This is a genomic window from Streptomyces sp. SAS_281 (genome assembly GCF_052542855.1).
In genome coordinates this window covers 46,111-58,231 of the sequence record NZ_JBMNDO010000043.1, presented here as the reverse complement: position 1 = coordinate 58,231, position 12,121 = coordinate 46,111, and the positions used below count along the sequence as shown (strand labels likewise).

Annotated in this window: 10 protein-coding genes and 1 CRISPR repeat array (1 of these 11 cut by a window edge); of the genes, 7 read left to right on the top strand and 3 right to left on the bottom strand. The window is 71.7% G+C overall.

The window, feature by feature from the left end; translation table 11 throughout:
* Positions 1-281: 281 nt before the first annotated feature.
* From ACN6LM_RS18410 to ACN6LM_RS18385, 6 genes are all read left to right on the top strand, one after another.
* On the top strand, positions 282-1,871 hold the full coding sequence (locus ACN6LM_RS18410) for an ABC transporter ATP-binding protein (RefSeq protein ID WP_445066449.1): 1,590 nt from the start codon (positions 282-284) through the stop codon (positions 1,869-1,871).
* Positions 1,868-2,983: an ABC transporter permease gene (locus ACN6LM_RS18405; protein WP_164403058.1), complete on the top strand. Its 1,116-nt coding sequence runs from the start codon at positions 1,868-1,870 to the stop codon at positions 2,981-2,983. The genes ACN6LM_RS18410 and ACN6LM_RS18405 overlap by 4 nt, the downstream gene beginning before the upstream one ends.
* Positions 2,980-4,269: an ABC transporter permease gene (locus tag ACN6LM_RS18400; RefSeq protein ID WP_445066448.1), complete on the top strand. Its 1,290-nt coding sequence runs from the start codon at positions 2,980-2,982 to the stop codon at positions 4,267-4,269. The genes ACN6LM_RS18405 and ACN6LM_RS18400 overlap by 4 nt, the downstream gene beginning before the upstream one ends.
* Entirely contained in the window at positions 4,266-4,670 is a 405-nt protein-coding gene (locus ACN6LM_RS18395) for a cytidine deaminase (RefSeq protein WP_073964308.1), read from the top strand. Before ACN6LM_RS18400 ends, ACN6LM_RS18395 begins: the two co-directional genes overlap by 4 nt.
* Before the next feature lie 120 nt (positions 4,671-4,790).
* On the top strand, positions 4,791-6,068 hold the full coding sequence (locus ACN6LM_RS18390) for a thymidine phosphorylase (protein ID WP_445066447.1): 1,278 nt from the start codon (positions 4,791-4,793) through the stop codon (positions 6,066-6,068).
* 195 nt (positions 6,069-6,263) lie between these two features.
* A complete protein-coding gene (locus ACN6LM_RS18385) occupies positions 6,264-6,596 on the top strand; it encodes an STAS domain-containing protein (RefSeq protein ID WP_445066446.1) in 333 nt (110 codons plus the stop codon).
* A 249-nt stretch (positions 6,597-6,845) separates the two neighbouring features.
* Here ACN6LM_RS18385 and ACN6LM_RS18380 read toward each other — a convergent pair whose 3' ends face one another.
* From ACN6LM_RS18380 to ACN6LM_RS18370, 3 genes are all read right to left on the bottom strand, one after another.
* On the bottom strand, positions 6,846-7,868 hold the full coding sequence (locus tag ACN6LM_RS18380; protein ID WP_445066445.1) for a sigma-70 family RNA polymerase sigma factor: 1,023 nt from the start codon (positions 7,866-7,868) through the stop codon (positions 6,846-6,848).
* A 96-nt stretch (positions 7,869-7,964) separates the two neighbouring features.
* Positions 7,965-8,681: a L,D-transpeptidase gene (locus ACN6LM_RS18375; RefSeq protein WP_445066444.1), complete on the bottom strand. Its 717-nt coding sequence runs from the start codon at positions 8,679-8,681 to the stop codon at positions 7,965-7,967.
* Positions 8,682-8,784: 103 nt separating this feature from the next.
* Positions 8,785-10,083, bottom strand: a complete 1,299-nt coding sequence (locus ACN6LM_RS18370; RefSeq protein ID WP_445066443.1) for an MFS transporter — start codon at positions 10,081-10,083, stop codon at positions 8,785-8,787.
* Between the two features lie 63 nt (positions 10,084-10,146).
* On the opposite strand from ACN6LM_RS18370, the gene ACN6LM_RS18365 reads away from it, so the two are divergent.
* Entirely contained in the window at positions 10,147-11,100 is a 954-nt protein-coding gene (locus ACN6LM_RS18365; RefSeq protein ID WP_445066442.1) for a LysR family transcriptional regulator, read from the top strand.
* 97 nt (positions 11,101-11,197) lie between these two features.
* Positions 11,198-12,121: a CRISPR direct-repeat array (repeat unit 29 nt; unit sequence GGGACCATCCCCGCGCGTACGGGGAGCAG); it runs 387 nt beyond the window's last position.

Below are 12,121 nucleotides of genomic sequence, written 5' to 3'. Positions count from 1 at the left end.
GGCCCAAGCCGCCCGCCTGGGCCCCGATTCACGTACTCTCCGGCGGGACGCGGGCCACCTGTGACCAGGTGGCCAACGATTCGGCGACGCTACGCGCGTAGCGTCGGGACCGGGGCCGGTCGGGCGCGATACGTTTTCCGGCGCGCCCCGTACGCCCTCCCACGCCCCGCGAGCCGTACACCGCCCCATCCGCCGTCCACCGCCTTCCCGTCCTCACCGCCCCCGCCCTCCGCTCCTGCCAAGGAGAGTGCGCCATCAACGCGTCCAGCAGTCCCAACGCCGTGGAGCTCCGCGGTATCACCAAGCGGTTCCCCGGGGTCGTGGCCAACCACGACATCGACATCACCGTGCGCCGCGGCACCGTCCACGCCCTCGTCGGCGAGAACGGCGCCGGCAAGTCCACTCTGATGAAGATCCTTTACGGCATGCAGAAGCCGGACGAGGGCACCATCGCGGTGGACGGCGAACAGGCCGTGTTCTCCAACCCCGGCGACGCCATCGGCCGAGGCATCGGCATGGTGCACCAGCACTTCATGCTCGCCGACTACCTCACCGTCCTGGAGAACGTCGTCCTCGGCTCCGAGAAGCTGTACGGCATCGGCGACCGGGCCCGCGCCAAGATCAAGGAGATCTCCGACGCCTACGGCCTCGGTGTCCGCCCGGACGCCATGGTCGAGGACCTCGGCGTCGCCGACCGCCAGCGCGTGGAGATCCTCAAGGTCCTCTACCGGGGCGCCCGCACCCTGATCCTCGACGAGCCGACCGCCGTCCTGGTGCCCCAGGAGGTCGACGCGCTCTTCGACAACCTGCGGGAGCTCAAGGCCGAGGGCCTGACCGTCATCTTCATCTCGCACAAGCTGGGCGAGGTCCTGTCGGTCGCCGACGAGATCACGGTCATCCGGCGCGGCACCACCGTGGGCACCGCCGACCCCCGGAACACCACGACCAAGCAGCTCGCCGAGCTGATGGTCGGCAGCGAGCTGCCGTCCCCGGAGACCCGCGAGTCCACGGTCACCGACACGCCCATGCTCACCGTGGACGGCCTGCGGCTCACCGCGACCGACCCGGACGGCGCCGTCCGCGCCGTGCTCGACGGCATCACCTTCACCATCCACAAGGGCGAGGTCCTGGGCATCGCCGGCGTGGAGGGCAACGGCCAGTCCGAACTGGTCGACGCGATCATGGGCATGCGCACCCCGGACGAGGGCACCCTCACGCTGGACGACGCGGACATCACCCGTACGCCGACCCGCAAGCGCCGCGAGGGCGGCATGGCCGTCATCCCCGAGGACCGTCACCGGCACGGCCTCCTCCTGGAGGCCCCGCTCTGGGAGAACCGCATCCTGGGCCACGTCACGGAGCGCCCCAACAGCCGGGGCGCCTTCCTCGACCTCAAGGCCGCCCGCACCGACACCGAGCGCATCGTGCGCGAGTACGACGTCCGCACCCCCGGGATCGACGTCACCGCGGCCTCCCTCTCCGGCGGCAACCAGCAGAAGCTGATCGTCGGCCGCGAGATGAGCCACGCGCCCAAGCTCCTGATCGCCGCGCACCCCACCCGGGGCGTGGACGTCGGCGCCCAGGCCCAGATCTGGGACCAGATCCGCGAGGCGCGGAGCGAGGGCCTGGCGGTCCTGCTGATCTCCGCCGACCTGGACGAGCTGATCGGGCTCTCCGACACCCTGCGCGTCATGTACCGCGGCCGCCTGGTCGCGGACGCCGACCCGGCGGACATCACCCCCGAGGAGCTGGGCTCGGCGATGACCGGCGCGGCCAGCGGCCACCTCGAAGCGCCGGAGGGGGGCGAGGCGCCCGCCGCGCCCGCCACGGACGACGACACCGACCCCCGCGAAGGGGGAGAGGACCGATGAAGAAGATCGACAAGGAGCGGCTGCTCCTGGGGATCGCGGCCCCCGTACTCGCGATCGTGGTCGCCTTCCTGGTGACGGCACTCGTGCTCGCCGCCACCGGCAAGGAGCCGTTCAACGCCTTCGGCATCATGTTCGACTACGGCCTGAAGTCGGACAGCCAGGTCTACATCCTCAACAAGGCCACGACGTACTACCTCGCGGGTCTCGCGGTGGCCGTCGGCTTCCGGATGAACCTCTTCAACATCGGCGTCGACGGGCAGTACCGCCTCGCCGCCTTCTTCGCCGCGGCGCTCGGCGGCGCGCTGACCCTGCCCGGCGCGCTCCAGATCCCGCTGATCATCCTCACCGCGATGATCGTCGGCGCCATGTGGGCCGGCATCGCCGGTCTGCTCAAGGTCACCCGGGGCGTCAGCGAGGTCGTCTCGACCATCATGCTGAACTCCATCGCGACCGCGGTCATCGGCTACCTGCTCCAGCAGAACCGCCTCGGCCACCTCGACGAGGCCGGCACCAAGATCTCCACCAAGCCGCTCCCGGAGTCCTCGCACTTCTTCGAGTTCCCGACGACGCCGACGCCCGTCTGGGGCTTCATCGTCGTCGCCGTCGCGGCCGGCATCGCGTACTGGTTCACGCTCTCCCGTACCCGCTTCGGCTTCGACCTGCGCACCGTCGGCCAGTCCGGCTCCGCCGCCGAGGCCAGCGGCGTCAACGTCCGCCGCATGGTCATCACCTCGATGCTCATCTCGGGCGCCGTCGCCGGTCTCATCGGCATGCCGACGCTGCTCAACGACAGCCACGAGTTCAGCGGCGACTTCCCCATCGGCATCGGCTTCACCGGCATCGCCATCGCCCTCCTCGGCCGCAACCACCCCGTCGGCATCGCGCTCGGCGCACTGCTCTGGGGCTTCCTGGAGCGCGGTACCGGAAAGCTGGAGTTCGAGGGGTACGACAAGGAGATCGTCGGCGTGATCCAGGGCGTCATCGTCCTGTGCGTCGTCATCGCGTACGAAGTCGTCCGCCGCTACGGACTCAAGCGCCAGCAGAGCAAGGTCGGCGCGGAACTCGCCGCACAGGCCGCCCGTAACTCCGACCAGCAGGAGGTGTCGGCGTGACCGCCACGGCGACTTCCACCCCGCCCCCGGCGGCCCCCAAGGTCTCCGGCGGCAAGAGCGGGCGTTCCCGCTTCTCCTTCCCCGTCATCCTGCTGATCGTCGCGGGCGTCCTGCTCGCGCTGTCCGCCGTGCGCGCCATCACCGGCGCCCAGGACGTCACCTCGGCGGGCCAGATCAGCGCCGCGCTCGCCATGGCCGTGCCGATCGGCCTCGCCGGTCTCGGCGGTCTGTGGTCCGAACGTGCCGGCGTGGTCAACATCGGCCTCGAAGGCATGATGATCCTCGGCACCTTCTTCGGTGCCTGGGCCGGCTGGCAGACCAGCCCCTGGCTGGGCGTCCTCGCCGGTGTCGTCGGCGGCATGCTCGGCGGCCTGCTGCACGCGGTCGCGACCATCACCTTCGGCGTCGACCACATCATCTCCGGCATCGCGATCAACATCCTGGCGCTCGGCTTCACCACCTACTTCGCCAAGCTGTGGTTCAACAGCGGCGAGGCGGCGGCCAAGGGCGGCTCTCCGAAGCAGTCCCCGCCGGCCGACGAGATCACCTCGGTGACGATCCCCGGCCTCTCCGACGGACTGCACTCCATCGAGAAGCACCACTGGTTCTTCGTCTCCGACCTGGCCGGCATCCTCGGCGGCCTCGTCACCAACCTCTCGCTGCTGACGATCCTGGCCGTCGTCCTGTTCATCGGGACCTTCTTCGTCCTGTGGAAGACCGCGTTCGGGCTGCGCCTGCGCTCCTGCGGCGAGAACCCGGTCGCCGCCGAATCGCTGGGCGTCAACGTCTACACGTACAAGTACATCGCGGTGATCGTCTCCGGTGGGCTCGCCGGGCTCGGCGGCGCCTTCCTCTCCCTGGTCACCTCGCACATCTACAACGAGGGCCAGACCGGCGGACGCGGTTACATCGGTCTCGCCGCGATGATCTTCGGCAACTGGCGCCCGGGCGGACTCGCCATGGGTGCGGGCCTGTTCGGCTTCGCCGACGCGCTCCAGCTGCGCAACGGCGGCGAGTCCGTGCACGCGCTGCTCCTGCTGCTGTTCGTCGTGCTCGTCGGCCTCGCCGTGTGGAAGCTGTACCGCAAGAGCTACGTGCAGGGCGTCGTCAGCGCGGTCATCGCGGCCGGCGTCCTGGTCTGGTACCTCGGTACGGACAGCGTGCCCACCGAGTTCGTCAGCGCCACGCCGTACATCGTCACGCTGCTCGTCCTCTCGCTCTCCGCGCAGCGGCTGCGGATGCCGAAGGCGGACGGCATGCGCTACCGCAAGGGCCAGGGCAAGTGACGCCCCCGCCCTTCACCGAGGCCGACTGGGAGGCCCTGCGGGCCGCGGCCCGGGACGCCATGTCCCGGGCGTACGCCCCGTACTCCGGCTACCCGGTCGGCGTCGCCGCCCGCGTGGACGACGGCCGTACGATCACCGGCTGCAACGTCGAGAACGCCTCGTACGGGATCGGGCTGTGCGCCGAGTGCGGTCTGGTCTCCCAGCTGCACGCCACGGGCGGCGGCCGGCTGACCCACTTCACCTGTGTGGACGGGGCCGGCGAGAGCCTGGTCCCGTGCGGCCGGTGCCGGCAGCTGCTGTACGAGTTCGGCGGCCCGGAGCTGATCCTGGAGACCCCGGACGGCTTCCGCACCCTGGACGAGATGCTGCCCCAGGCGTTCGGCCCGTCGCACCTCGGCTGACCGTTCCCCGCCTGGTGGGGCCGCACAACGGGCCCACCCGGCGCCTCTTTTCCCCTCTATGCGCGTAGAGTCAACAGGGCTCACGCGCACCGTACGTACCGGCCGGAAGGACGCCAGACCATGGACGCCATCTCCGTCATCCGCACCAAGCGGGACCGAGGCGAGCTGACCCCCGAGCAGATCGACTGGGTCATCGACGCGTACACCCGCGGCGAGGTCGCCGACGAGCAGATGTCCGCGCTGGCCATGGCGATCCTGCTGAACGGCATGAACCGTACGGAGATCGCCCGCTGGACCGCCGCGATGATCGCCTCCGGCGAGCGGATGAACTTCGACAGCCTCTCCCGCCCCACCACGGACAAGCACTCCACCGGTGGCGTCGGCGACAAGATCACCCTGCCGCTCGCCCCGCTGGTCGCCGCCTGCGGCGCGGCCGTCCCCCAGCTCAGCGGCCGGGGCCTCGGCCACACCGGCGGCACCCTCGACAAGCTGGAGTCCGTCCCCGGCTGGCGCGCCCACCTCTCCAACGCCGAGATGCTGGACGTCCTCGACACCACCGGCGCGGTCATCTGCGCGGCGGGCGACGGCCTCGCCCCCGCCGACAAGAAGCTGTACGCGCTGCGCGACGTCACCGGCACGGTCGAGGCGATCCCGCTCATCGCCAGCTCGATCATGTCCAAGAAGATCGCCGAGGGCACGGGCGCCCTGGTCCTCGACGTCAAGGTCGGCTCCGGCGCCTTCATGAAGACCCTGGACGACGCCCGCGAGCTGGCCTCCACGATGGTCGCCCTCGGCACCGACAGCGGTGTCCGCACGGTCGCCCTCCTCACCGACATGTCCACCCCGCTGGGCCTCACCGCCGGCAACGCCCTGGAGGTCCGCGAGTCCGTCGAGGTCCTGGCCGGCGGCGGCCCGAAGGACGTCGTCGACCTCACGCTGGCCCTCGCCCGCGAGATGCTGGACGCGGCGGGCCTCAAGGACGCCGACCCGGAGAAGGCCCTCCGGGACGGCTCCGCGATGGACGTCTGGCGCCGCATGATCTCCGCCCAGGGCGGCGACCCCGACGCCGCGCTCCCGGTCGCCCGCGAGCAGCACGTCATCAAGGCGTCGTCCTCCGGCATCCTGACCCGCCTGGACGCCTACGACATCGGCGTCGCCGCCTGGCGCCTCGGCGCGGGCCGCGCCCGCAAGGAGGACCCGGTCCAGGCCGGCGCGGGCATCGAGCTGCACGCCAAGCCCGGCGACGAGATCACCGACGGCCAGCCGCTGCTGACGCTGCACACGGACACCCCGGAGAAGTTCGACTACGCCCTCAAGGCGCTCCCGGACGCGTACGACATCGAGCCCGCGGGCACGGCGTACACGGCGACCCCGGTGGTGCGGGAACGTATCGCCTGACCTGGGCCTTCCTCGGGTCTGTCTGACATTCCCGCCTGCCGCGCGACGACGCGAATGGTCGGACAGGCCCTCGTACGGGTGAACGGGACCGGTGGACTGCCACCGGTCCCGTTCGGCATGCCGGCCCCGGTGCGCACCGGGAAGAGAGGGCGGCCCACGCGGTGAGTTCCGGCGCGGTCCCGGGTCTGTCAGTGTATGGAAGCCCCGCCCCCGGCCGCGCTCGTCGTCTCCGGACACATCACGCGCGACGCCGTCCCACGCCTGTGCGCCGACCTGGAAGCCCTCCTGGCCGCGACGCCGGACGCCACCACGGTGCACTGCGACCTGAGCGGCGTTGTCCGCCCGGACCTGACGACGGTGGAGGCGATCGCCCGCCTCTCCCTGGCAGCCCGCAGAACGGGCCGCCGCACCCTGCGCCTGCACGGCACCCCGCCGGAACTGCGGGCACTGCTGGACCTGGTGGGGCTGGGGGATTCGGTGGGGGACTTCAGCGACCCTCCACCGCGTAGTCGCAGACCACCGAGGTGATGTGGTGCTGGGTGCCCTTGCGGGCGGACGGTGTGCCCGACGGCGACGGCATCGGCGACTCCCTCGCCGACCGCATAGCCTCCGCGCAGTCGAACCCGGGCTGCGGCCCCGGATCGGCCGCCGACGACGGCGGGGGTACCGGTGCCGGGCCCGACGTGGCCGCCGGTTCGCCGAGCCACTGCGAGGCCCCCCACCCCGCGCCCGCGAGCACCACCCACCCCACGGCAAGCCCCCACCCCACGCGCCGCCTCACACCGCATCCGCCTCCAGCCGGTCCGGCAGGCCGAACAGCGGGAACCACCGAGGCGTGTCCAGGAAGCAGTGCAGGCCCGTGATCGTGCCGTCCTCGATCTCGATGACCTGGACCGCCCAGGGCACGAAGCCCGGGCCCTCCGGGTCCGGCTTGTAGTGGGCGAAGGCGGGGCTGCCGTTGGCCGAGGTCGCGAGCAGGCGGGAGCCGGCGCAGCCCGCGCCCAGGGACGTCATGAACCCGGTGATGTCCTCGTGGCCCCGGAGCCACAGGTCGAACGGCGGCATCGTCATCACCGCGTCCTCGTGGAGGAGGGCGGTCAGCGCCTTCATGTCGTAGCCCTCGAACGCCGCCACGTACCGTTCGAGCAGGGCCGTCTGCCTCTCGTCCAGCGGGTCCGCCGCTTCGGCGGCCACGGACTCGTGGTCGGTCAGGGTCGCCCGGGCCCGCTGAAGGGCACTGTTGACCGAGGCGACCGAGGTGCCGAGCAGCTCCGCGACCTCAGCCGCCTTCCACGCCAGCACCTCGCGCAGGATGAGCACCGCGCGCTGCTTCGGCGGCAGGTGCTGGAGCGCCGCGACGAACGCGAGGCGCACCGACTCGCGCGCCACCGCCGCCTCCGCCGGATCGTCGGTCGTCGGGATGATCCGGCCGTCCGGCATCGGCTCCAGCCAGGTGTTCTCCGGCAGCGGGTTGAGCGCGGCCTGGGCGAGCGGCGTCGGCCCCGTCAGATCCACCGGCCGGGCCCGCCGCTTGCCCGCGTTCAGCATGTCCAGGCAGACGTTGGTCGCGATGCGGTACAGCCAGGACCGCAGCGAGGACCGGCCCTCGAACTTGTCGTAGCTGCGCCAGGCCCGTACCAGCGTGTCCTGGACCGCGTCCTCCGCCTCGAACGCCGAGCCGAGCATCCGGTAGCAGTACCCGGTCAGCTCGACCCGGTGCCCTTCCAGACGGCTGTCGATGTCGCCCGACGCGCCGGTCCCGGCGCCGGGACCCGCTGCCGCCGCTGTCAGTTCACTCATCGCCGATCCACCCTGTCGTGCCGTGACACCGCTCACTTCATCCGGTGCTCAGGAAGCTACAGCGGGGCACTGACAACGGGGGCCGAGCGGCAGCCGTCAGGTCCCCGGCTTGCGGCCGTACACGTAGACGTCGTCGCCGTTCTTCAACAGGTTCCAGTATGACTTCGCGTCCGCGGTGCGCATGTTGACGCAGCCGTGCGACCCCGGGGGATTCCACATCTTCACGCCCACCGCGTGGAAGGCCTGGCCGCCGTCGAAGAACTGCGAGTACGGCATGGCCACGTGGTAGATCGACGACACGTGGTTCTTGTGGCGCCAGTAGATCTTCTTGGCACCCGTCCGCGTCTCGTACTTGTCCCGGCCCGTCCGCACCGGCACCGGCCCGAACTTCAGCTTCTTGCCGTCCTGGATCCAGCTGATCTGCCGCGTCAGGTCGACGCAGGCGATGCGCCCCTTGTTGGTCGGGCACTTCCCGGCCTTGTTCGGGTTCTTGCCGGCCGCCTTCTGCGCGGTGAGCGTCTGCATCGTGCGCCAGGTGACCGGTCCCGCGTAGCCGATGGCCGGAGTGACGCCGTACGTGCTCTGGAACGACCGGATCTTCTTGCAGTCGGCCGCCGACTGCTTGCCGTCCACCTTCAGGTGCAGGTACTTCTCGACCTGCTTCTGGTTCGGACCCGTGGACGTCGTGCAGGACGCCGCCTGCGCGGTGCCGCCCGTACCGAGGACGAACGCCGGTACCGCGGTCAGCCCCGCGACGGACAGGACGAGCCCCCTCCGCACCCGTACGCCCGTGATGCCCCGTATGTTCCGCATGTTCTTCCTGACTCCCATGTACGCCAACTCCCCTTCGCGCGCACTGCGGTGATTCCGCCTGCTAGACGCGCGAAGGGGAGCGGCTGGTTGTGCGCCGAATGTCTCAGTTCTGTACGGGCGCCACGGCGGCGGGCCGCAGCCGTTCGGCGCGGGCGGCCCGCGTCCCGTACAGCGTGACGGACACGACTCCGAGGACCGCGAGCAGCCCCAGCGCGACCGTGCCCGCCCAGCCGCCGGCGTGGAAGGCCACCGCGCCGAGCGTGCCGCCCGCGCTGGAGCCGAGGTAGTACGCCGACTGGTAGAGCGCCGACGCCTGGGCGCGGCCCGTCGTCGCCGTGCGGCTCACCGAGGAGGAGGCGACCGCGTGCCCGGCGAAGAAGCCGGCCGTGATCAGCACCAGGCCGAGGAGCACGGCGGCCAGCCGGTCGCCCAGGGAGAGCAGCAGACCCGCGGCCGTGGTGGAGACGGCGAGGTACAGCGCGCCCCGCCGCCCCAGCCGGGCGACCAGCCGTCCGGCGGCGGCGGAGGAGACCGTACCGACCAGGTACACCAGGAAGACCGAGCCCACGATGCCCTGCGGCAGGCTGAACGGGGCCTCCACGAGCCGGTATCCGATGACCGTGTACACGGCGCCGAACACCGTCATGAACAGCGCGCCGATCGCGTACAGCCGCCGCAGCAGCGGATTGGCGAGGTGTGCGCCGACGGTCCGCGCGAGGGCCTTCGGGTTCAGCGTGCCCGGGGTGAAGTGCCGGGCGCGCGGCATCATGAAGTGGAAGACGACCGCGCAGGCCACGGCCAGCAGCCCGACCGAGCCGAGCGCCGCCCGCCAGCCCCACAGCTGCGCGATCCAGCCGGTGAGGATGCGGCCGCTCATCCCGCCGATGCTGTTCCCGGCCACGAACAGCCCGATCGCGGCGACGAGCGCCTTGGGCCGCACCTCCTCCGCCAGATACGCCATCGCGGAGGCGGGCAGCCCGGCGAGCGCGGCGCCCTGCACGGCGCGCAGCGCGATCAGCGTGCCCAGCGAGGGCGCGAACGGAACGAACAGCCCGACCGTCACCGCGATCACCAGCGAGGCGGTCATCATCTGCCGCCGCCCGAACCGCTCGGACAGCGCGCTCAGCGGCAGCACGCACAGCGCCAGCGCGCCGGTCGCGGCGGACACCGTCCAGCTCGCCTGCCCCGCCGTCGCGCCGAAGGACGCGGAGACGGCGGGCAGCAGCGCCTGCGTGGAGTAGAGGAGCGCGAAGGTCGCGACACCGGCGGCGAAGAGGGCGAAGCTCATCCGGCGGTAGCCGGGGCGCCCGGGTTCGAGCCGGTCGGCGGTGTCGGCGACGGGGGACGACTGGGTCGAGGCGGCCACGGTGAGGGTGGACGCCCCGGTACTGGCAGGAGGCATGCCAGGAACGTATGCCGCAGGAGATTCATGCGTCCAATGCACAAACAGCGAATAATCAATCCCATGGTGCATCAACGCAGCTCACAGCCCCGGCTGTCACCGAGCAGTTACGAAGAAGACATCCGCGCGGTTCTCGCACCGCGCCTCGCGTACTTCGAGGCGGTCGCCCGCCACGAGCACGTCACACGCGCCGCCCAGGAACTGGGCGTCCCGCAGTCCACCCTCTCCCGCGCGATGGTGCGCCTGGAGGACGACCTGGGCGTCGCCCTGTTCGCGCGCAAGGGCCGCACGGTCTCCCTGACCCCGGCCGGCCGCACCTTCCTCGGCTCGGCCGAGCGCGCCCTCGCGGAGGTGGAGAGGGCCGCCGACTCGGTGCGCGCCGACGCCGACCCCACCGCCGGCAAGGTGGCCTTCGGCTTCCTCCACACGATGGGCTCCGAAACCGTCCCCGCCCTCATCCGCGCCTTCCGGGCCGACCACCCCCGGGTCCGGTTCCAACTCGTCCAGAACTACGGCGAGGCCATGATCGAACGCCTCCGCGCCGGCGGACTCGACCTCTGCCTCACCTCCCCGGTCCCGGACGCCCCCGACCTGGTCACCCGCCGCCTGGACGAACAACGCCTCCGCCTGGTCGTCCCCGAGGACCACCCCCTCGCCACCCGCCGCCGCATCCGCCTCGCCGAAGCCGCCGACGAAACCTTCGTCACCCTCGAACCCGGCTACGGCCTCCGCCGCATCACGGACGACCTCTGCGCGGAGGCGGGCTTCGCCCCCCGCGTCGCCTTCGAGGGCGAGGAGGCCGAGACACTCCGGGGCCTGGTCGCGGCGGGCCTGGGCGTGGCCCTCCTCCCACCCCCCGCGGTGGCCCGCCCGGGCGTGGTGGAGCTGTCGGTGACGGCCCCGAGGGCGGTCCGCGAGATCGGGGTGGCCTGGCTGGACGGCCACCCGGACACGGCCCCGGTGGCGGCGTTCAAACGGTTCCTGCTGGGGCGGCGGGGGAGTTTGCTGCCGGGGTGAGGGGACGCCGCGTGCGCCGTTCCTCGGGAGGTGGGGGGCGATCCCTGCGCGGTGGCGGGGAACAGGGCGACCCTCGCGGCCCGGTGCCGGGCCGGCAGGGAACATCGCCGCGCGTGCGGGGAGCAGACGCCAACGACATGGTCGCCGAGCGATCCCTGGGGACCATCCCCGCGCGTACGGGGAGCAGCCGTAGAGCTGATCCCCGGGCGTCACCACCTCGGGACCATCCCCGCGCGTGCGGGGAGCAGTCCCCGACGTGGGCGCGTAGGGCGTCTGCACGGGGACCATCCCCGCGCGTACGGGGAGCAGATTGACGGCCGCCGGTTCGGTGAGCTGTCGGAGGGACCATCCCCGCGCGTACGGGGAGCAGGACAGCAGTTCGTCGGGCGGCGGCTTCGGCGAGGGACCATCCCCGCGCGTACGGGGAGCAGTCATCGGTCTCCGCGTGCTGGACCGGTTCGCCGGGACCATCCCCGCGCGTACGGGGAGCAGCCGCTCATGGCGTACTCGTCGGCCACGCACCTGGGACCATCCCCGCGCGTACGGGGAGCAGGGAGCCGGGGGCGATGCCGAGGAGCTGAGCGTGGGACCATCCCTGCGCGTACGGGGAGCAGAGGCCCGCAGACGGCCGTACAGAGCTTCGCGCGGGACCATCCCCGCGCGTACGGGGAGCAGGAGCGCGCAGCGAGAACGGCCGGACGGCGGATGGGACCATCCCCGCGCGTACGGGGAGCAGTGGGGGGTGCCGGGGACCGGGCGGTCGGCCGGGGGACCATCCCCGCGCGTACGGGGAGCAGTTGCACCTGATCCTCGGCATGCGGGCGGAGGAGGGACCATCCCCGCGCGTACGGGGAGCAGCTCTCGGGCTTGCGTCCCCGTCCAGCGAAATAGGGGACCATCCCCGCGCGTACGGGGAGCAGTACTGACTCAGGCAAGTGCCCGAATCCGGCAAGGGACCATCCCCGCGCGTACGGGGAGCAGTTGCCTTCGTTCTCGACGGACAGCCAGTCGCGGGGACCAT